Origin of the sequence: Bartonella sp. AP280QHHD (assembly GCF_042196125.1) — a bacterium.
GTDB lineage: Bacteria > Pseudomonadota > Alphaproteobacteria > Rhizobiales > Rhizobiaceae > Bartonella.
Genome location: NZ_JBHIPQ010000025.1, coordinates 1 through 21,753, shown reverse-complemented (window position 1 = coordinate 21,753; position 21,753 = coordinate 1). Strand labels below are relative to the sequence as shown.

21 protein-coding genes and 1 tRNA gene are annotated in these 21,753 nt (G+C 36.8%); 16 read left to right on the top strand and 6 right to left on the bottom strand.

All coding sequences use genetic code 11. The features are described from left to right. Positions 1-445 precede the first annotated feature (445 nt). Positions 446-727: a DUF6460 domain-containing protein gene (locus ACFIMK_RS03145; RefSeq protein WP_375613505.1), complete on the top strand. Its 282-nt coding sequence runs from the start codon at positions 446-448 to the stop codon at positions 725-727. A gap of 22 nt (positions 728-749) precedes the next feature. Here the strand turns inward: ACFIMK_RS03145 and ACFIMK_RS03140 are convergent, their stop codons facing one another. The 3 genes from ACFIMK_RS03140 to ACFIMK_RS03130 form a co-directional block, all read right to left on the bottom strand. Beyond that, entirely contained in the window at positions 750-1,559 is an 810-nt protein-coding gene (locus ACFIMK_RS03140) for a TIGR02186 family protein (RefSeq protein WP_375613504.1), read from the bottom strand. Positions 1,560-1,561: 2 nt separating this feature from the next. Next, a complete protein-coding gene (locus ACFIMK_RS03135; protein WP_375613503.1) occupies positions 1,562-2,482 on the bottom strand; it encodes a sulfite exporter TauE/SafE family protein in 921 nt (306 codons plus the stop codon). Positions 2,483-2,660: 178 nt separating this feature from the next. After that, positions 2,661-3,479, bottom strand: coding sequence for a hypothetical protein (locus tag ACFIMK_RS03130; RefSeq protein WP_375641024.1), 819 nt, complete (start codon positions 3,477-3,479; stop codon positions 2,661-2,663). Positions 3,480-3,993: 514 nt separating this feature from the next. On the opposite strand from ACFIMK_RS03130, the gene ACFIMK_RS03125 reads away from it, so the two are divergent. The 7 genes from ACFIMK_RS03125 to ACFIMK_RS03095 all read left to right on the top strand — a co-directional run bounded on the left by ACFIMK_RS03125 (position 3,994) and on the right by ACFIMK_RS03095 (position 11,893). Beyond that, a complete protein-coding gene (locus tag ACFIMK_RS03125) occupies positions 3,994-4,740 on the top strand; it encodes an electron transfer flavoprotein subunit beta/FixA family protein (protein WP_375628246.1) in 747 nt (248 codons plus the stop codon). A 51-nt stretch (positions 4,741-4,791) separates the two neighbouring features. After that, positions 4,792-5,712 (top strand): electron transfer flavoprotein subunit alpha/FixB family protein, encoded by a 921-nt coding sequence (locus ACFIMK_RS03120; protein WP_375683086.1) that lies wholly within the window; start codon positions 4,792-4,794, stop codon positions 5,710-5,712. 3 nt (positions 5,713-5,715) lie between these two features. Then, entirely contained in the window at positions 5,716-7,380 is a 1,665-nt protein-coding gene (locus ACFIMK_RS03115) for a 4Fe-4S dicluster domain-containing protein (RefSeq protein WP_375647183.1), read from the top strand. A 2,056-nt stretch (positions 7,381-9,436) separates the two neighbouring features. After that, positions 9,437-10,324, top strand: coding sequence for a 16S rRNA (cytidine(1402)-2'-O)-methyltransferase (rsmI, locus tag ACFIMK_RS03110; RefSeq protein ID WP_375613498.1), 888 nt, complete (start codon positions 9,437-9,439; stop codon positions 10,322-10,324). Between the two features lie 4 nt (positions 10,325-10,328). After that, entirely contained in the window at positions 10,329-10,697 is a 369-nt protein-coding gene (locus ACFIMK_RS03105; RefSeq protein WP_375638555.1) for a YraN family protein, read from the top strand. 102 nt (positions 10,698-10,799) lie between these two features. Beyond that, positions 10,800-11,045: a hypothetical protein gene (locus ACFIMK_RS03100; RefSeq protein ID WP_375612261.1), complete on the top strand. Its 246-nt coding sequence runs from the start codon at positions 10,800-10,802 to the stop codon at positions 11,043-11,045. Positions 11,046-11,101: 56 nt separating this feature from the next. Beyond that, positions 11,102-11,893: a pyrroline-5-carboxylate reductase gene (locus tag ACFIMK_RS03095; protein ID WP_375638533.1), complete on the top strand. Its 792-nt coding sequence runs from the start codon at positions 11,102-11,104 to the stop codon at positions 11,891-11,893. 373 nt (positions 11,894-12,266) lie between these two features. Here the strand turns inward: ACFIMK_RS03095 and ACFIMK_RS03090 are convergent, their stop codons facing one another. Beyond that, positions 12,267-13,328, bottom strand: a complete 1,062-nt coding sequence (locus ACFIMK_RS03090) for an Mrp/NBP35 family ATP-binding protein (RefSeq protein ID WP_375638531.1) — start codon at positions 13,326-13,328, stop codon at positions 12,267-12,269. Between the two features lie 584 nt (positions 13,329-13,912). Between ACFIMK_RS03090 and rpmH the strand changes: the two genes are divergently transcribed. The 8 genes from rpmH (at position 13,913) to ACFIMK_RS03050 (ending at position 20,733) form a co-directional block, all read left to right on the top strand. After that, positions 13,913-14,047, top strand: coding sequence for a 50S ribosomal protein L34 (rpmH, locus tag ACFIMK_RS03085; protein ID WP_375612258.1), 135 nt, complete (start codon positions 13,913-13,915; stop codon positions 14,045-14,047). Between the two features lie 117 nt (positions 14,048-14,164). Further along, complete coding sequence (gene rnpA, locus ACFIMK_RS03080; RefSeq protein ID WP_375612257.1) at positions 14,165-14,557, top strand: ribonuclease P protein component; 393 nt, start codon at positions 14,165-14,167, stop codon at positions 14,555-14,557. Beyond that, positions 14,547-16,385: a membrane protein insertase YidC gene (gene yidC / locus ACFIMK_RS03075; RefSeq protein WP_375613495.1), complete on the top strand. Its 1,839-nt coding sequence runs from the start codon at positions 14,547-14,549 to the stop codon at positions 16,383-16,385. The genes rnpA and yidC overlap by 11 nt, the downstream gene beginning before the upstream one ends. Continuing rightward, on the top strand, positions 16,382-17,026 hold the full coding sequence (gene yihA / locus ACFIMK_RS03070) for a ribosome biogenesis GTP-binding protein YihA/YsxC (protein WP_375613494.1): 645 nt from the start codon (positions 16,382-16,384) through the stop codon (positions 17,024-17,026). The genes yidC and yihA overlap by 4 nt, the downstream gene beginning before the upstream one ends. A gap of 139 nt (positions 17,027-17,165) precedes the next feature. Further along, positions 17,166-17,858 (top strand): glutathione S-transferase family protein, encoded by a 693-nt coding sequence (locus ACFIMK_RS03065; protein WP_375612254.1) that lies wholly within the window; start codon positions 17,166-17,168, stop codon positions 17,856-17,858. Positions 17,859-19,072: 1,214 nt separating this feature from the next. Further along, complete coding sequence (dapB, locus tag ACFIMK_RS03060) at positions 19,073-19,885, top strand: 4-hydroxy-tetrahydrodipicolinate reductase (RefSeq protein ID WP_375638529.1); 813 nt, start codon at positions 19,073-19,075, stop codon at positions 19,883-19,885. A gap of 28 nt (positions 19,886-19,913) precedes the next feature. After that, positions 19,914-20,534 carry a 2,3-bisphosphoglycerate-dependent phosphoglycerate mutase gene (locus tag ACFIMK_RS03055; RefSeq protein WP_375612252.1) on the top strand — a complete coding sequence of 207 codons (621 nt, stop codon included), beginning with the start codon at positions 19,914-19,916 and terminating at the stop codon, positions 20,532-20,534. A 114-nt stretch (positions 20,535-20,648) separates the two neighbouring features. Continuing rightward, positions 20,649-20,733: transfer RNA gene (locus ACFIMK_RS03050), tRNA-Leu, on the top strand. A 100-nt stretch (positions 20,734-20,833) separates the two neighbouring features. Here the strand turns inward: ACFIMK_RS03050 and ACFIMK_RS03045 are convergent. Beyond that, positions 20,834-21,202: a helix-turn-helix domain-containing protein gene (locus tag ACFIMK_RS03045; RefSeq protein WP_375683581.1), complete on the bottom strand. Its 369-nt coding sequence runs from the start codon at positions 21,200-21,202 to the stop codon at positions 20,834-20,836. 65 nt (positions 21,203-21,267) lie between these two features. Beyond that, the coding region (locus ACFIMK_RS03040) for a DNA adenine methylase (protein ID WP_375693518.1) at positions 21,268-21,753 on the bottom strand (486 nt) is incomplete at its 5' end.

The following is a 21,753-nucleotide window of genomic DNA, read 5'->3' as shown; positions in this document are numbered from 1 at the left end:
AGAAAAAAGATCTTTTCAATGCACTAAGGTTGAAATATCTAAATATAATACCTATATAAGCACACCCTTATTAGAATAGATAGTCTTTTTTTAAGTAAACTGTCTTGAAATATTATTTCTATACACGATAATAATAAGTTCGTTACAAAATCTTCAATATACTACAACTCTCACTCTGATGTGAAACATCGAAACGTTATAAAATTTCTCTACAAATTCTCGAGACGAAAGGATATCCCTTCATTTAACAAAAGAAGCGCCATGAAAATATCGCAAAAAATGCAATAAAACATGTGTATATTTCAAAAACCAGCACCGTTAACCAGACTAAGGTGATAAACTCAAAAAAGTAAGAAAAAATAAAAAAATGTTTTTCCTTTATGATAATAACATCGCTGTACTATGATAATACAATAAAAAACACGATCTTCGAAAGTATCTTAGAATGAAGCGAAAAAAAAAATTATTAAATTCTTTTCATGCGTTTCTTGGAGAAAAATTAAGCCGCGTTAGTCTAAAATTGCTTATTCTTTCATTCTTCATTGGCATCGTAATGAATTTTTTGGGATGGACACCTCGAAACCTCATACAAAAAATAGTAGATTTTTTTCAATCACTATGGGAAGCAGGATTTATAACGCTTACAAATTTCTTCCATATAACTATGACAGGAGCTATTGTTGTTGTGCCTATTTTTCTTATCTTACGAATTTTTCATAAAAAATAAAAGCCTTAACATTTTCCTTGCGTTAATCTTTTCGAAAAATCAAACGACATAAAAATCCTGTAGTAATAGCAATAATCACTGCAACAATACCGTATAAAAAACGATACTTGTGCGCTGCATAAAAAATTGTATAGGTGATATGTGCTTTAACAATTTCAAGAGTCGTTGTTGCACTATCAATAAACTGTCCATCACGAAAAAGATAAGCACGAACTTTATAATGTCCAACCGGGATATTTGCTGGCAAACGAAAATGCGCTGTGAAAAGTGTGTCAGAACCAAAACGAACCCCACCCACTTCCTCATAATAAAGGCTTTTAGCTTTTTGCAATTTTATAAGTTCATCGCGAAAGGTTTGTATTTTTTTCTGATCTTGTTCATCCGTCTGCAATGGCAAATAGAGTAATCCTAACCCTAAGCGTTTATAATCTTCAATGCTCGTAATATCGTCAATTTCACGTGTTGTGACCATAGAGTAAAAAAGAGGAACCTTTTTAAAAATAAGAGAATCTGTATTGACCCATACACCGGCATTGCGTTTTTTTTCTCGCATCACCATTGTCCGATCTTGTCCCTCTAAGCTTACAACAATATCATAACGGTTCTGTCGAGAATATAACGGATCAATATTTTCTAAAACACCAGCAATATAAAGATCACGACCAGCAAAATTTGCATCCACAGTAATCGTATTCGTTGTTACAATAATTTGGACAGTTTCGTGGTCAACTTGATCAATGAATGTAGCTGGCGTCCCAACATGTGACCATGTAGAAAAAGAAATAAAACAAAAGCAACCTGTAATGATGTATAAAGAAAATAATCTACCCATTTTTATCTCATAAGAATATCCAGAGAGAAAAGATTATCAGGGCGTATAAATAATTGAAAAGCAAGACGCATACACACAATCAGCACTAAAAATGCAAGTGCCATACGCAATTGTTCAGCCTTTAACTTCCGTCCAACCCGTGTTCCATATTGCGCACCAATACTTCCTCCAAGCATTAACAAAAAAGCCAAGACAATATCAACGGACTGATTAGTCATACTTTGCAAAACTGTCGTGAAAGAAGACACAAATGTAATCTGAAAAAGTGAAGTCCCAATCACCACACTGGTTGGAACACGCAGAAGATAAATCAATGCTGGTATCATAAAGAACCCCCCACCAATTCCCATAATAGAAGACAACAACCCCACAATGAGACCAATCCCTAAAACTGGAATAATGCTAACATATATCATAGATGTCCGAAAACGCATTTTTAAGGGTAAGCGATGAATCCAATTATGTCGACCAGCAAGACGAATATTGGCTTTTCCTGCCTTACGCTTGCGCATCATATCATACCAACTTTCAACGATCATCAAGCTTCCTACACTTCCAAGAAGAATCACATAAAGAAGCGAAATCATTAAGTCTAATTGACCTAACTTTTTCAAAACAGAGAAAACCTGAATCCCGATTAAAGAACCAATCCCTCCTCCAATCGCCAAAAGAATACCAAGTTTAATATCGAGCGTACGTCTTCTAAAATGTGTAATTGCTCCTGTTACAGATGAAGCAATCATCTGGTTGGCACCTGTTCCAACAGCAATAGCAGGAGGAATATTATAAAAAATCAATAACGGCGTGATGAGAAACCCACCACCGATTCCAAAAAGTCCTGAAAAAAAACCAGCAACGACTCCCATACCAATCAAGATCAGCATATTGAGTGACATTTCAGCAATTGGTAAATAAATACTCACTTACAGAACCTTCAAGATAATTTGAGGTTTTTTTACAATTAGAGAATCCTTCTCCAATTATCCTCTTTTCCAATAATCTCTGTTGCGTGTTTAAAAGGATAATTTTAGTTGCTATAGCTTCCGCACAAACACGAATGCGCAATACATTTCACATCTATTAACATCAACATCATAAAAATTAAAAAAAACGAGCTCCTTTTAAAAAGCTATAAAAACATAACGTTATCGCTACCACAAATGCAACGGTTAAAAAACAAAGAACACCTTTTTTTAGCAAATAAGATAAAAACGACACATGTTCCCGAGACTGCGTCCTTAAAGAAGAAAAATCATTCTCAATGCAATGATTAGATGCCTGAGCACCCATCATCCCCTTTTCTTTTATCACAGCATGCTTCACTACTCCCTCAACCTTTTTAAAAGAAGATTGCAGAGCATCACTGGGCAAAGGGCTTCTATTTTCTTGCTGCAACGTATTTTCAACATTTGTTTGGAGTGAAATTATGCTGTTTTCTTTCGAATAATTTTGCACCTTTTGAAGTAATAAGCGTTCTTGATTTCCCTCACATTCCATGTGAGCAAGTTTTTGTACAACAGAATCAGGTGATTTTGAACGAGACACCCGTCGTGTTACCGCTGCTTCTTCTAAGCTTTTTTTTTCACTCTGCAAACTTTGAACAATTGTTTTAATCTGCTCTAAAGACTGGAAAAGCTTTTTTTCTCTTTGACGACGTATATAATGTTCAGCCAAAATGGCCCGACTAATATCATCTAAGTAAGATTTAAAATGCTCTTCTACAGAACTCTGCTGCATTAAAGAACGAGGCGAATGCTTCATTTGCATTTGCGCATAAACGGTGCGTAATTTTTGAGCAATATCCGACATCGTTACTTCTACAGAAGTATCCATTCTCTCTTTCTGTTCAACAAAAGAAAAGACTTTATCGTTCCTAACCTGTTTGGTCGCTTGGTCGATCGTATGACCCTTCGTATTCACAAACGCCTACCCCTCATTAACCTTTTTGAAAAGAATCGCAACAAATGATGAGAAAGTGTGCTCTATTTTAGTAAATAGAGCTTTAAGAACTCCCAAAAACTTTTTTGTTAGAAATATTTTCCCCAATCTTTATCTAAAATATTTGAAAGAAAGATCTTTAATTTTTCTGTCTTCAAGATTTGAAGAGCAAAATCATTCCCCCATTTTTATCTTTTTCACTTAATTTTTCATTGCATAAAGGACCTATTGCACCATCATAAACAAAGCATAAGAAACTAAAAAAGAATATTCTCACAAGACAGATTGATTTTTTTACTTTTTATTCAAGCAAATAAGGCAATTATGGCAATGCCAAAAATATGAAGATTGAAAATAACGACGAGAAAGTACAAGTAAACATAAAAAAGCTTATACGAAAGAGAACACAAGTTATAAATTGAGACTTCATTCTAAACAATTTGGTTTCTTATGAGTATTGCTATAAACTTGTAACATACAAACAAAGAGGATCATTATGAAGATAATTGTCGCTGTCAAACGTGTTGTTGATTATAACATCAAGATACGCGTCAAACCGGATAGTACAGGCGTTGATCTGTCTCACGTAAAAATGTCTATGAATCCTTTTGATGAGATAGCCGTGGAGGAGGCCATTCGCCAAAAAGAATCCGGTAAAATTTCAGAAGTTCTTCTTGTTTCAATTGGCCCAGAAGCAGCTCAAGAAACTCTACGAACAGGACTTGCAATGGGAGCTGATCGCGCACTTCTTGTCACAACGGATCAAACACTTGAACCCTTAGCAATTGCTAAGATTCTCAAAACCATTGTTGATGAAGAAAAACCCGACATGGTCTTTTTAGGAAAACAAGCAATTGATGACGATAGCAACCAAACAGGACAAATGCTCGCTGCTCTTCTTGGGTGGGGACAAGCAACTTTTGCCTCACATCTTAACATAGAAAATGGGCATGCTACAGTTACTCGTGAAGTTGATAATGGAACACAAACCCTTTGTCTTCCCCTTCCCATGGTTATGACCGCCGATCTACGGCTCAATGAACCGCGTTACACCTCTCTCCCCAATATCATGAAAGCAAAAAAGAAAATCATTGAACAAAAATCTCTTACTGATCTTGGCGTCGATACGAAAGCACGCTTAATAATTTTAAGCGTTGAAGAGCCAAAACCCCGTCAATCCGGTATAAAAGTGGCAAATGTAGTAGAACTTGTCAGAGCCTTAAAACAGAAGAACTGCATTTAATATTCTCACCACTAGAGTAAAAGCAACACTCACATAAAAGGGCAAAAACTTATGGCAATTCTTTTATTGGCCGATCATAATACAGAAGAAACAGCAAAAGTACTCACCGCTGCACGCGTACTCAGTAATGATATCGATATTCTGGTTTGCGGAGAAAAAATTCAAACGATAGCGGAAAATAGTGCTAAACTTAATGGTGTGCGGCAAGTTCTTATTGCAAAAGCAGACTATTTAGCCCATCAACTTGCCGAGCCTATGGCAGATACAATTCTCATGTTAGCAAAGGATTATGATGTGATCATGGCAGCATCCAGCAGTACTGGGAAAAATGTGATGCCGCGCGTAGCAGCTCTTCTTGATCTTATGCAAATTTCAGATATTACCGCCATTCTTTCACCCAATACCTTCAAACGACCAATTTATGCAAGCAATGCATTTGAAACTGTACGCACCAATGATTATAAAAAGATTATAACAGTTCGCACCGCTTCTTTCACCCCAACTCCTTCCCAAAATAATTCTGCTCCCATTAAAACAATAACACCAGCTCCCAATCCAAATCTTTCTTCTTTCGTAAAAGCAGAGACAAACAAAAGTGATCGTCCTGAACTCACCTCAGCACGTATTATTATATCAGGCGGGCGTGGTCTTGGTTCTCAAGAGAAATTTATGGCCCTGCTTCTTCCTCTTGCAAACAAATTAAATGCTGCTTTAGGTGCCAGCCGCGCAGCAGTGGATGCAGGCTATGCTCCCAATGATTGGCAAATTGGACAAACAGGAAAAGTCGTTGCCCCTGAACTTTATATCGCCGTTGGCATTTCCGGTGCAATCCAGCATATAGCCGGTATAATGGATGCACAAATTATTGTTGCCATTAATAAAGATGAAGAAGCTCCCATCATGCAAATTGCCGATTACACCCTTGTAGGTGATCTCCACCAAATTATTCCAGAATTGGAGAAAGCTTTATAAGCCATGAAAGCACTTCTGCATGACCAACGTGAAAGTATGGAGTTTGACATAGTCATTGTCGGAGCAGGACCAGCAGGGCTTTCTGCCGCAATTCGTTTTAAACAAATTAATCCTGAGCTTTCTGTCACAATTGTTGAAAAAGGAACCGAAGTTGGTGCACATATTCTCTCTGGCGCAGTTGTTGACCCCATTGGTATCGACACACTCTTACCAGAATGGCGAAATGATAACGACCATCCCTTCACAACCCCTGTCACACAAGACCAATTTTTTTTTCTAAAGCCTCAAAAGTCCACAGTATTTCCCAATATTTTGCACCCTAAAATCTTATCAAATAACGGATGTTATATCGTTTCGCTTGGGAGCGTCTGCCGCTGGCTAAGCAAAAAAGCTGAAGCGTTGGGTGTTGAAATCTATCCTGGTTTTGCAGCAACAGAACCCATCATCCAAAAAGATAACGGAGCTATCATTGGTGTTCTCACCGGTGATATGGGGCTTAACAAAGATGGAACCCCTGGAAAAAATTATATGCCTGGGATGGCTTTATTAGCAAAATATACTCTGATTGCGGAAGGAGCACGCGGCTCAATTGCAAAACAACTGATACAACATTTTAATCTTAGCAAAAATCGAGAACCACAAAAATTTGGTCTTGGTCTCAAGGAGCTCTGGGAAATTGCCCCCAACAAACACCAACGCGGTTTAGTACAACATTTCACTGGTTGGCCCCTAGACAATAATACCGGTGGCGGTGGCTTTATTTATCACCAAGAAAACAATATCATTTCTGTCGGTTTTGTTGTGCACTTAGATTACAAAAATCCTTATCTTTCTCCCTTTGAAGAATTTCAACGTTTTAAAACACATCCAAAACTCTATAAAATCTTTAAAGGCGCAAAACGTCTTTCCTATGGTGCACGTGTTATCAGCGAAGGAGGTTGGCAATCTGTACCAAAACTCACCTTTCCTGGTGGGGCGCTTATTGGCTGCTCTGCTGGATTTGTCAATGTTCCTCGTATCAAAGGATCACACAATGCCATCTTATCTGGCATATTAGCTGCCGATAAAATGGCTACCGCTCTTGCACAAGGGCGTGCCCATGATGAGGTTAAAGAAATCGAAGAACAATGGCGAAAAGGGCTCATTGGAAAAGATCTTTATAAAGTGCGAAATGCCAAACCGCTTTGGGCAAAATATGGGACAAAATATGGAATTAAACTTGCTGGTTTTGATATGTGGTGGCAACAACTGTTCGGATTTTCCTTATTTAAAACACTCTCCCATGGAAAGGAAGATTATGCATGCCTTGAACCAGCAGAAAAATTTCAACCCATTTCTTACCCAAAACCAGATGGCGTTGTAACCTTTGATCGCCTTTCAAGTGTTGCCCTTTCCAATACGCATCATGAAGAAAATCAACCTTGTCATTTAAAAATAGCCTCATTAAAAAAACAAAAAGACTCTGAATATGCAATCTATGGAGGACCCTCTACACGCTATTGTCCCGCCGCTGTCTACGAATGGCTAGAGGATAATGATCATCTGACTTATATGATCAACGCTTCAAATTGCATACATTGTAAAACATGCGATATCAAAGATCCAAACCAAAATATCACTTGGATCTGTCCGCAAGGCAATGAGGGCCCCTTCTATCCCAATATGTAATTCCCCAATGTATAATCATTGTTCATTTTCCTAAAATTGTAATATATAAAACACATTGAATAAAAATATTTCCCAGATCAGAAATCTATCAATCACCTTCCTTCATACGTTCTTTCACAATGTAAAAAGAACTCTATTCTCATATAAAATACTCTCTTCACCACATGACTTTTTTCAATAGAAAAACATAACATATTTTTATCAAAATTTTTTTATCTAAATGGCAAAACAATAATGAATATATTCTTGAAAATTCTGCAATAAAGGAAAAACCGCGGTTCTCGAAAATCTGAAAGGAAATAAGCCCGTTCTACTTTACCCCCTCTCCCACATGATCCAAAATGCTTTTAGCCCTCTCATAAGAAACATCAATCGTTTTAACTAGCCAAGAGCAAAACCTACGGAGGTACACTTCAAGTTTATTTTTTCTCCTACACTTGGCAAGTAATGCTCACTCAAGAAAACCACAAACAAATGTAGAAAAAACATTGCGAGATAAAGAGATAAAGAGCATGCTTGCTCAAGCCCTTTTTATGTTTCTAATGATAATGACACGAAAAAATCTTACATTAACCTTTTATTTTTGCATTAAAGATAATCGTCTTGCATCTAACCTTTACCAATATACTGCCCTTTACCAATATACTGCAATGAATGTGTACAAATACCGTAAGAATAAGCAGATACCAAGCCATGGAGACTATCGCTATTAGCAAAACATCTGATAAAAACCAAAATAGCTTTCATAACCACTCTATGACGCGTTTTATAGAGTTGTTTGTTTATAAAGCTTGTGCTTTCGCTGTTGCTTGTAAATCAACATCCAAATTGAACATAGTGGTATATTTAAAAGAAAGATTAAGATGAATGAAAGCTCTGCACGCCGTTCCAGATTTTGTAGCTAGAGCAAAAATATTGCATATTCTATTTGAGTAATCTCTGAAACGAAAATACAGTTTCATTTAGCAAGAATATGAAACCTGAAAGGAAAAAACCTGTTTTCCTCTTTACTATCATCTGTCCATTTGGTTTTTAAACTTTCAAAAGCATCACAATATCCTCTAAAAAGAAGAAATAACGTATTGTCCCCGCTTTTATAACTTACGTTTTTTATGGGAGCATATCCTTCAGAAAAAATAAGGTATCCAAAATTAAAGCAGACTTGTGTTGTTCAATCATGGGCTTGTTTTTAAGAGATAGCTCTCATATCAAACAATAATTTTGCGACACTATCCGAAAAAGGTATAACGCAATCCTGTGAACGAACAGTTCCATATTTATGAAATAAAAAGTACAAGCTAACAGCATTATTTTCTCTGCGATCTCCAATGAGGCGATAATCTTTGTTTTAAGGAGGTTTCAAGATGCACAAAAATGATTTTGATTAATTGACTATAAGAAGAGCTGAGATAATGTTACGATATTTAAAGCTCCTAATTAATAGGCAAAATAATAAATTTTCTATTATAAATCAAATGTTTAAGATAAAATTTAGCCTTAAACTTTTCTAAGGTACTCATTATACTGTATACTGTTAAAGCTGTAGAGAATATGAAAAAATAAAGTATTTTGCTGATAAGAGCTTATATTTGATCAAGTCAGCTGCCAGTTAACTGTATGTGTTTCAAAAGGGGCTGTTTACATTTGCTCAGAAAAACAGTTTGGATATCAATAGAATATTTGAAAAATCGGCGTTATGGAAATAATCTAAAAAGCTTAGCTTTTAAAAGAGCACAAACAAGCATGAGATTATAACATTGGGTAAAATTGTTTTTTGGTTCTCGAAGGAAAAACTTTATAGAAAATCATGGGGTAGATAGAATATTGGTTACATTTGGAATTTGTTTTACTGGAAAAAATAACGCGGATCAAAATAGATAATAATGTTAAATTAAGATATTAAATATGAAATTATCTTATTGTAGTGTAATCGATTATTCGAATAAGGTAAGCCTTTGTAATGATAAAAAATGTGCTGGTAAAAAATGAGCTAAAATGGCTTATGAGTATGGATAAAAATCTTGTGGTGAGGAGAATTTAATGAAAAGAAAAGAGCATGTGTGAAAAAGCATATTTTATAGGTGCGCATGCTTATTCTGCACCCGTTATAGAATCAGGGCTTTATCTTGTGGCAACACCTATCGGAAATCTTGCAGATATTACGCTTCGTGCTTTGCAAGTACTTGCAGGAATTGATATTTTAGCGTGTGAGGATACGCGAGTAACACGTGTTTTGTTGGAACGTTACGGTATTCAAAAAAAACCTTTTCTCTATCATGAATATAATGCGCAAAAAGCGGGTCCGAAGCTCTTAGCGGCTTTAGCAGAAAACAAAACAGTAGCACTTGTTTCAGATGCCGGAACACCACTTATTTCTGATCCTGGATTTCGATTGGTGGAAGAGGCCCGTAAAGCTGGTCATAAAATTATTCCTATTCCTGGAGCATCCGCTCTTTTAGCCGCTCTTATACCGACAGGGCTTCCTACTGATAGCTTTTTTTTTGCAGGTTTTTTGAGTGCACGAAAGCTACAGCGCCGAAAACGGTTGGAACAATTAAAAGAGATTCCAGCAACTTTGATTTTTTATGAATCACCGCATCGTCTTGTTGAAACTTTACAGGATATGGTCACTCTTTTTTCGGCTGATCGACCTGCTGCCATTTGTCGTGAATTAACAAAAAAGTTTGAAACAGTAGATGTTTCCAATTTGGGAAATTTGTTAGAAAATTACAGAAAACAAGCACATATTCGTGGGGAAATTGTTGTCCTTGTTGGAGAATCATCTTCTTCTTTAAATGTGATAAGTGATCAAGAAATTGATGAAATGCTATTAGAACGCGCACGGACACATTCTGCTGCTCAAGCGGCAGCTTTTGTTGCAAAAAAAACCGGTTTTAAAAAGCAGGAACTTTTTCAGCGATTAATCTTTTTAAAAAATGCGTAAAATGATACAAAAAAAACGCAGACAAAAGTCTTTTTATCGAGGGATTCGTGCAGAAAAATTGGCAGCTTTGTGGCTACGTTGCAAAGGGTTTCACATTGCCGAAAGGCGTTTTAAAACAAAATGTGGAGAAATTGATTTAATTGCACGACGCGGAAATCTTGTGTTAATCGTTGAAGTTAAAGCACGTTCAACGTTGGCTGAAGCAATGGAAGCGGTTTCCCGAATGAATGAAAAGCGAATTGAGGCAGCTGCCGATATTTGGCTCGCACGGCAAAAAGATTATGCCCTTTTGTCTGTACGCTTTGATTTAATTGCAATTTTACCTTGGCGTTGGCCACAGCATATCCCTGCATTTTTTACATCTGATCAATAAACGGCACCCCCCGTTTTAACCATATTCAATAAAAAACATTTCGTTTTTATGTGCATATGCGTTAAAAAGTGTGTAATAATTGAGCGCTATAAGGAGCGAAATATGGATGATTATGAAAAGTTTGCAACAGGTTTGCTCATCATTTTTGGAGCGCTAATTATTGGTGGTTTAATGGCAATGCATATTGTGCTTATGAATAAACCAGGTTTTTTATTTGCATTAGCCGCAGCTGTTGTTGGTTGGTTTTCTGCTTTTGCCGTTCTCTTTGACAAGCCCAAAATCTATTTGGTTTTGATTATTCTTGCTATGTTATGTGTTGCTTCTTCAATTAGCGTTTATGTTAGTTAAAACACCTGAGATGTTGATTGAAATTCCTTTTAAAATATGAAACTGAGAAATAGATAATGAGACTTGGCTTTTTGGGAACGGGTACAATCAGTGCTTCAATGGTGAATGGCTTAATGACAAGCAACTTTGATGTTTCTTCCATTATTGTTTCGCCTCGCAATGCACAAACAGCAAAGCGCCTTTCACGCACTTATGATAAAGTTATGATTGCTGAAAATAACCAAGCGTTGCTCGATGTTAGTGATTGTGTTTTTCTTTGCTTGCCCAATCAAATTGCAGAAGACGTTTTGCGCTCTCTTTGTTTTCGTCCAGAACAGCTGGTTATTTCCGTACTTGCTATGGCAAAAGCAGCAGAAATAGAAGAGTGGATTAATCATAAAGTTTATCGTGCTGTTCCATTACCTTTTGTTGCAAAATGCAAAAATTTGACACCAATCTATCCCAATCATCCCTTTTTGCGCACTTTATTTGATGCATTGGGGGGCACATTGGTGCTGGATAAGGAAGAGCAGTTTAATCTTTTTATGACAGCTGGTTCACTTATGGGAGTATATTTTAATTTTATAAAAACTGCCCATCAATGGTTTATAACACAAGGGTTAAAAAAACAACAATCAGCAGAATTCCTTACCATGATGTTTGGAAATCTTACAGATGAAATGCGTAAAACTATAGCAACGGATCGTTCTGTATCTCTCGATTTTGCACTGCTTGAAAAAGAGTTTTCAACAAAGGGTGGAACAAATGAATTTTTGTCAAATTACTTTTCTCAACAAGGGGGAAAGAATGCTTTAACAATGGCTCTTGAAGCTACTTTGCAAAAAATGAATGCTTCTAAAAAGACTTGACCAATATTTTTATCATCTCAATAAGAAAAAACTAAATGTTGAAGATGTATATCAAGAAAACTCACATCAAAAAATGCTTTTTTATGAAAAAATTGATTATTAAAATATTTTTTACAACCTTTTACAATTTTTCTAAATTATTTTTATTTTCGGTCTTCTTCTTTTTGCCTCAAGTCCAATATTTTTTTCTACCTCACAGCTCTAGCTCTTCAATTTTGTTCCCCTTCAGGTTATCCAAACGCATGAATAATTTTTTGTTTATTTAACCTATATACTCCATTCACACATTAAAACTTCCTCTTACAAAGAAGCGACTATTTTTATGTCTTTCATGATTGTGTTTTAATAAACTCTCTTATAACATCCCCCCCATTCAAAAGAGTTGATTTTTTATTTGATCAACAATTTTACGATATAGTTTAGCATGCTCTTCACTAGGCTTAGCAACAAAAATAGGGATTCCTTCATCTGAAGAAAATCGTAAAGCTGCATCAAGCGGTATTTCCGCTAAGAAAGGGACTTCTCGACGTTCCGCTTCTGCCCGTGCACCACCATAGCCAAAAATATCATAGCGTTTTCCCGTATCAGGAGCGATAAAATAACTCATATTCTCAATGAGTCCTAAAATAGGAACATTAACTTTCATGAACATTTCTATTGCTTTACGTGCATCCACTAAAGCAAGATCTTGGGGCGTAGAGACAACCAACGCACCTGTTAATTGTACCTGTTGGGCAAGCGTTAATTGTGCATCCCCTGTACCGGGCGGCATATCAACGACTAAAACGTCCAGAGGCCCCCATACAACATCTCGTAACAATTGCGTTACAGCTGCCATAACCATAGGACCACGCCATACTACCGGCTTTTCTTCCTCAACCAAAAATCCCATCGACATCAATTTAAGTCCAAATTTTTCAAGAGGTTGAATCTTTTTTTCTCCAATAAGCTGTGGTTTTTGATTAACAAGTCCTGTCAAACGTGGCAACGAAGGACCATAAATATCAGCATCCATCACCCCCGTCTTGAAACCAGAATCTTGTAAAGCTAAGGCGATATTTATTGCCATCGTAGATTTTCCGACCCCTCCTTTTCCAGAAGCAACAGCAATCACATGCCGCACACCTTCTATGGGCATTTTGATCGGTAAGAGATTTGCTCTTCGACTAGGTGCTGTCTTTGTTATTTTTTCTGCTGTAAGTGTAACAACAGCAGATTTCACTCCCTCCAAAGCACATACCACCTTTTCAGCAGAACGACGCAATGATTCCCATTTTTGCACACCTCCATCAGGAACTGTAATGGAAAAGAAAACCTTACCATCAGCAATCAATATTTCTGAAAGAAGACCCAACGACACAATATCGCTTTCAAGATCTGGTCCTTTGATTGTACGTAATACGTTGCGGACAGCCTCACTTGTGATAAGATTCATGTTCTTTCCTCTCTATAAAAATACCAGCAAATATAAGCATAAGAACGAAAAATACTTACAAGGTTCATCACCTGATAATTTTCTACTTTACTCAGCATTATAAAGTATACATCTCTTATCTCTTTAAAAATATGAAACCATCCTTAAAATAAAGAAGCTCAAACATAAAATCTGCTATAAAATCCTATCAATCACGTTTGTGCTACAACCACTTTAATGAATATTCTGATAAAAATTTTGTAAAAACAAAAACTGAAAAAAACTCTTAATCTTAAAGGATATTTTAAATTGAGCATACAGTAATCAGTCACACCTTCTTTAATTCTTTAAGGCCCTAGCTATTTATGTTCTGTAGCTTCAATCGTTATTTTCTAACACTCCTACAGTATTGTAAAAAAGCGTTACAGATAGTTATAAGGTGTTTTGTATTCTTTCAAGAGAGAGAAAAACAATCTAAGATTGACTTTTTTTATATTTTTCCTTATGGGTTAACAGCCGTATGATAGGATAAAATTGTTTATCTCGCGCATAACTACTCATAAAACGAAGATTAAGAAGGGCCGCACTCCGCGGTATTTAAATAAATGAAACGTACTTACCAACCCTCTAAACTTGTCCGTAAACGCCGCCATGGGTTTCGTGCACGCATGGCCACAGCTGGAGGACGTAAAATTATTGCTGCAAGACGTGCTCGTGGACGTAAGCGGCTTTCTGCTTAACCATTTAAATTTTCACAACCGTTGAGGATTGCTCATCGTTTCTTCGTTGTGAAACTTTTATTATGAACCTACAATGTCTGCTTGCAGGCATTTAATGAAATTGCGAAATATTCTTTTATGAAGAAAAAACATCCCTGCCGTATTCGCAAAAGAGCAGACTTTTTGGCTGTCCGTACAGGAGAAAAACGACGTGGTCCTTTATTTTTGCTCGAAGTTAAATCTCGTGAACAAACAACAGAAAGAAAAGATTCTCTTTTTGCACGTGTAGGCTTCACTGTTACCCGTAAAAACGGTAATGCTGTGAAACGTAATCGTATTAAAAGGCGCTTGCGTGAGGCCGTGAGAGTTGGTGTAACAAACCACATGGAAGCAGGAACAGACTATGTCATTGTAGCGTACCGTGATGTGTTACATGCACCTTTTACATCCTTGATTAGTGAATTAAATCGGCGAATAAAACCAAAAATAAAACATCAGCAACAACAACAAGGGTGTACGGATGGAATATAATCGCAATTTCTTTATCGCTATTGGCTTATCTTTCGTGGTGCTCATCGCATGGCAATTTCTTCATGTTGCTCCCAAACAAGCAAAGTTACAAAAACAACAAGTCATCGCACAGCAATTGTCAAAACAACAATCAGCCCTTTCTACTACCACGACAGATTTTTCTGACGATACCTCAACGTATCAAGCTACATCTATCATCGAACAGCCCATGACACCTGAAATCCGGAAAGCTGTATTGGCCAAAACAGAGCGTATTGCGATCCAAACCAATGAACTGGAAGGCTCTATTAATCTTGTTGGTGCACAATTTGATGATCTTCACCTCAAAAAATATCGTTTAACAGTCGATAAAAAATCACCGGAAATCGATTTGCTAAACCCTAAAGGTTTCAAAACGACCTACCTTGCTGAATTTGGTTTTGCAAGTGCGTCTTTGCCAGCAAAAGCCTTGCCACAATCGGATACAAAATGGCAAGTAGAGGGAAACAATACAATCCTGACTCCTTCAACACCTATCACTTTAATTTATAATAATGGACAGGGACAAATCTTCCGACGGACCCTTTCTGTTGATGATCATTTCATGTTTACCATTGAGGATTCTATCAGCAATGAAAGTGATCAACCAATACATCTCTCGTCCTATGCCCGCGTTGCACGTGCTGCACCACCAGAACATACAAATGCAACCTATTTACTTCATGAAGGTATGATAGGTATTGCTGGAGATTCGCTCAAAACTGAAAAATATAAAACCTTAGCAGAGCTTGACCCAAATCCTGATAATGGGCAAAAGAGCGTGACTTTTTCCAAAGTAACAGGAGGTTGGATTGGTATTACCGATAAATATTGGGCTGTAGCAGTTATTCCCCCGCAAAATAAAGAATATACAAGCCGTTTTATTTATTTTGATCGTTTGCAAACACATTATCAGTCTGACTTGCTAGGGTCGCTTTTAACGATTGCCCCAAATGAAACAAAAACTGTTACAAATCGTCTTTTTGCTGGTGCAAAACAAGTTGAAATTATTAATAGTTATCAAAATGACCTAAAAATCAAAAAGTTTGCTCTTTTAATTGATTGGGGCTGGTTTGATTTCATCACCAAACCAATGTTTTCCCTCATTGATATTCTTTATAAACAAACAGGGAATTTTGGTATCGCCATCCTTCTTGTCACAGTGCTCTTAAAAACTCTTCTTTTCCCTCTAGCCAATAAATCTTATAAATCTATGGCACGCATGAAGCTTTTACAACCGCGGTTGCTAGAAATAAAAGAAAAGTATCCCGATGACCAAACCAAACAACAAAAGGCAATAATAGAACTATATAAAACCGAAAAAATAAATCCCCTTGCAGGCTGTTGGCCGATGTTGGTTCAATTCCCAATATTCTTTGCTCTTTATAAAGTTCTCTATATCACCATTGAAATGCGCCATGCCCCTTTCTTTGGCTGGATTAAAGATTTAGCGGCACCCGATCCAACTTCTCTTTTTAACTTGTTTGGTCTCTTGCCATATACAACGCCAACATTTCTTATGATTGGTGCATGGCCTTTGATTATGGGAATAACGATGTTTTTACAAATGCGTATGAATCCCGCTCCTCAAGACCAAACCCAAGCGATGATATTCACATGGATGCCTGTTGTCTTTACTTTTATGCTCGCCTCTTTCCCTGTTGGTCTCGTCATCTATTGGGCATGGAACAATATATTATCAATCATTCAGCAAGGTATCATGATGAAGCGCCAAGGAGTTAAAATTGAGCTTTTTGATAATCTGAAAGCCATCTGGAGAAGATCACCCAAAAAAGAAGTGCATGAATGACAAGAGATTCTTCCCTTTCTGGAATTTTTTCTCGCAATTGGATTTTTATTCGTGGTGTACCAGCAATACGCTTTCTCCCCCCCGAAGGACCACCAGAAATTGCATTTGCAGGACGTTCCAATGTTGGAAAATCATCTTTAATCAACGCACTCGTCCAAAAAAAAAGCTTAGCACGTACCTCAAATACACCAGGACGGACTCAAGAGCTTAATTATTTTATCCCCGATGGATTCAGTGGGCAACTAGGAGACCTTCCCCCTCTAGCATTAGTAGATATGCCTGGTTATGGTTTTGCTGCTGCTCCTAAAAATCTTGTTGATGCGTGGACAAATTTGATTTTTAGCTATTTACGGGGGCGCACAACGTTAAAACGTGTATATATCTTAATTGATTCACGGCACGGAATCAAAAATAATGATGAAGATGTTCTTGCTCTCCTTGATAAAGCAGCTGTTTCTTATCACATTGTTTTGACAAAAAGCGATAAAATCAAATCAAATGCCTTGGAAAAATTAATTATGAGCACACAAACAAAGCTTCTTAAACGCCCAGCAGCTTATCCTGAGCTTCTTGTAACCTCTTCAGAAAAAGCTATCGGTTTAGAAGAATTACGTGCTGCCATTTTGCAAACCATCGCATAAGAGAACAATTCCTAGTCATTAACAATTTATTAATTATAATTACTAGCAGCTACTAATGATCTTGTACTTCTAGTCAAGCATCTTTATAAAAATGATTACTTGAAAGAATTCTCTTCAACTCTATTTGATAGTGTAAATTATGCTGACACTTTTTCACTCTCCCCTATCCTCTGCCTCGCGCTTCATACGCCTCATTCTTGGGGAATATGGTGTAACCACTCAACTGATTGAAGAATATGAATGGGCAAGAAGACACGAATTTCTAGCCCTCAATCCCGCTGGTCATGTTCCTGTTTTTCTCGATGAACACGAGGTTCCATTATCAGGTCCTCTTGTTATCTGCGAATATTTAGACGAAACACATGGAAGTTTACGACAAGAAAATAAGCTCTTTCCAGAAAATCCTTTAGATCGTGCGGAAGTACGCCGTCTCAATGACTGGTTCTTAAATAAATTCGAAAATGAAGCAACGCGCCATATCGTACGAGAACGAATCCATAAACGTGAAATGCCACTTGCCATCGGCGGTGGTGCTCCTAATTCACAAATTTTACGCAATGCACGTGCCAATATTTTACCACATATGAACTATCTCAATTGGCTCTGTGCCTCTCGCGATAGCTTAGTCGGTTCTGCCTTATCCTATGCAGATCTAGCAGCAGCAGCTTCTATTTCTGTACTTGACTTTCTAGGGGAAATTGACTGGGAACAATCTCCTGCTGCCAAAGACTGGTATATGAGAATTAAATCACGCCCTTCTTTTCGTTCTCTTTTAACAGATCGCGTCCGCGGAATTGTTGCAAGTGCTCACTATGCAGATCTTGATTTCTAGCCTTCTCTCACAAACAAAAATAAAAGTGATATTTTATCTAAAGGATATTTATAGGTTTATGAACTTTTATGCATGCGTATAAACGATATAATGATTTAAATCGTATTCAACAGGGAATAAGACCCATTATAATTGAATCAAAAAAAATACTTTCTTATCGTGTCACAAAAAAAGATTAGCACAGGGATAAAAAATATTTAAGAAAGCATTTTAACGACTCTCTTTAAATACAAGAGCTGTAGCATCATTAGAAGCTAGGCAAATAAAATAACAATACTTAACGCATGTTATCCTCAAGTCTCCCCAATATATGAAAAAACGCATTGCATAACATATATACTATTTGCTCTATAATAAAAAAATCCTCATCATGCGTTTTTACAACATAACAATTTTTTTAACTGACTTTCCTAAAAGATGAAGAATCCGACCAACTCTCGTGTGTAAACAATCCAACTTCTTGTTAGCCCCTTGTTTTACCCTCTTTTTACGTGATTGTATTTATGGATAACATATTTATATACAATGATAAATAATCGTTTTTTTACTTTAATCATCAATTCCAAATACCTTTTTCTCATTACCTTCATCACATTTAAAACAATCAAAATCGCTTTCTTATGCGTCACAAATAGAATTGGTAAATGAAAGAATATTAAAGAAAAGAATGAAAATGCCTAAGTGCCAAGAATTATTAAAACATTAAAGGCTAACAAAACGTGATAATGCTAATTTTCTCTATTTATGAAGCATAAAGATAGTGGTGCAGAATAGATGTTATATTATTCATGGATACTCTCTCGTGATACCACTCACGAGCACTATCATAAAATAAGTTTAGAAGAATTGATAAATATTTCTTTAAGAAAAGCGCATGAATTGACAACATAGGTGTATTTTGTTTGGGAGATCTTGTTTTGCATGAAGAACGCTCCCCCCTTAAAGAACGAAAGAAACAAAAGCGTAAAGTAATACACAATCTCCTTTAGGTGTCATAAGCAAACCTTACTTAGGAATATTCATCACACACTCAACGAAAAACATCTCTATTTAAATTTGTAGATCTTATATCACTTGCTCTAAACAACAGTATTTTACAGCACAACAAGATAAATTAAAGCAGGAAAAAAATTTTTCTATAAAGAAAAAGAACCATTGGAAAGAAGGCAAGAATTTGCCTATACTGCACAGTAAAGTATTATAAGGAGATAAAAATGCGCCTTACAGTTGTTGGTGCAAATGGAAGAATGGGACGTGAACTCATTACAGCAATCCAGCAGAGGAGAGATGTAGAACTTTGTGCTGTTCTTGTACGTAAAGGCTCACCGTTTGTAGGAAAAGATGCCAGTGCATTAATTGGTTCAGATTCTCTTGGGATTAGTATCACTGACAATCCCGAAAATGCCTTTTCTAATACAGAAGGTATTTTAGATTTTTCACAACCAGAAGCCAGTATTCTTTATGCTAACTACGCTGCTCAAAAAAGCCTTGTCCATATTATTGGCACCACAGGATTTAGCAAAACAGAAGAAGAAAAAATTGCAGATTTTGCGAAATATACAACAATTGTCAAATCCGGAAATATGAGCCTTGGAATAAATCTTTTAGCCAACCTTGTAAAGAAAGCCGCTAAAGCATTAGAAGCCGATGATTTTGATATCGAAGTTTATGAAATGCATCACGCTAACAAAGTTGATGCTCCTTCTGGAACAGCCCTTCTTCTTGGCCAAGCAGCAGCTGAAGGCCGCAATGTTATGCTTAAAAATGTGTGTGTCAACGAACGCAATGGTCATATAGGTAAACGCAAAAAAGGCGCCATTGGCTTTTCCTGTTCACGTGGTGGGACAGTTGTTGGAGAACACAGTGTCATTTTTGCTGGTTCCAATGAGCGCATTGTTCTTTCACATACAGCGCAAGAACGCTCTATCTTTGCCAATGGCGCATTAAAAGCAGCTTTATGGGCACAAAATCATGAAAGCGGTCTTTATTCAATGTTCGATGTTTTGGGATTGAACGATGAATTTTAAGTAATCAATAGAATAGAGGCAATTTATAATGGGACGCATACTTACACTAATTCGTCATGGACAAAGTGAATGGAATCTCAAAAACCTTTTTACCGGTTGGAAAGATCCCGATTTAACAGAAAAAGGTCATGCAGAAGCGATAGCAGCAGGAAAAAAACTGAAAGAATATGGTTTGAGGTTTGATATCGCTTATACATCTGCCTTACAGCGAGCTCAAAAAACCGCTCAGCACATTTTAGAGCAAATGGGACAATCAGATTTAGAAGTGATAAAAAATCCCGCATTAAATGAACGTAATTATGGTGATCTTTCTGGTTTAAATAAAGATGAAGTACGCCAACAATGGGGGCAGGAGAAAGTGCAAATGTGGCGCCGCTCCTATACGATTGCGCCGCCGAATGGAGAAAGCCTACGCGATACCGGTGCACGCATCTGGCCTTATTATCTTTACCATATCCAGCCTTATATTTTGCGCTCCCAAACTGTTTTGATCGCAGCACATGGAAATTCTCTTCGTGCTCTTATTATGGTGCTTGAAGGTCTCTCCGGTGAGGAAATTATATCTCAAGAATTAGCGACCGGCATTCCTATTATTTACACATTTAATCCGGATTCAACAATTTTATCAAAGACAGTCCTCACACCTTAAACTTCTAAAATCATGATCTCCCTCAAAAGTTCAATGCTATCGTTTTAAGCTGAAAAAATAAATTCTATAATTTTATTGACAGAGTTGCTTCATGCGCTTAGATGAATTTTATAAGCCCAGATGGCGGAATTGGTAGACGCGCAGGTTTCAGGTACCTGTGCCGTAAGGCGTGGGGGTTCGAGTCCTCTTTTGGGCACCATGTTCTTTTTTATCCAAAATAATTTATTGATTTTCCATATATTTTTTACAGTGAGGGACGCGTAAATAAAAGTTAGGGAATAGGATTTTTCAACCTATCTCTATAGGACGCCTCTTTTTTTGCAAACTTTCTCAAGAACGTCTTTTAATTCTGCTAAGTTTTGTTGTGAAAAATTCTCTAAATTTCTAACAAACTCACCAACAGCTTCATGCCTCAACGGATCAGAAGTCTTGATTGTAAAACTTTTTCGATAAGAATAGGCTTCTTTTTTTAAGAGAGAAGCCATAGCTTTATCTAAACCATAAAGCTCTATGATCTTTTCCTCCAGTCCTACAGGAACAGATTTTTTGCCAATCTCGACAGAAGATAAAAATGATACAGATATGTCTAATTTCTTAGCCATATCTAAAAGGCGTTCGGAGTGATCAATGCGAAGTTTCCGTAAAATTTTACCAAAAGATGTAACCATATAAAAAGTCCTATTAGAGAAGAAATATTTTCTTCTGATTCTAACAAATCTTTTTATGATTTTCTTCAATTATTGCGAATCAAGAGTTCTTTTCGGGGTGGTTTTTTAGCAAAACCAGAGGTCCAAAGGGTCTCTAATTCTAAAAAGTCAAAATCCTTAAAAATCTCTCGAACCGCATCACAATCATTCAGACTCAAGACAAATTTGCCTTGTATGCTTTTGAGAACTTTTGCCATACTCACAAAATCATCTTCAACAAAATTCCCAGAGCTGTAACACTTCTTCTTCACAAGATAAGGCGGGTCTAGGTAAAATAAACTGTCGGGTGCATCAAATAGCTCGATAACCCGTTCCCACGACAAATTTAAGATCGTCGTATCAAGAAGCTTCTGTCTAACACGTCTCATCCTTGATAACAGCTTTTCGGGATTAAATGCTATAGGCTTTTTCCTTCCAAAACTAAAAGAGACATAATCTTTTTTCCCATACATCACACAACGTTGGAGAAACAAAAAACGTGCGGCTCTTTCAACTTTGGAAAGGCTTTCTGG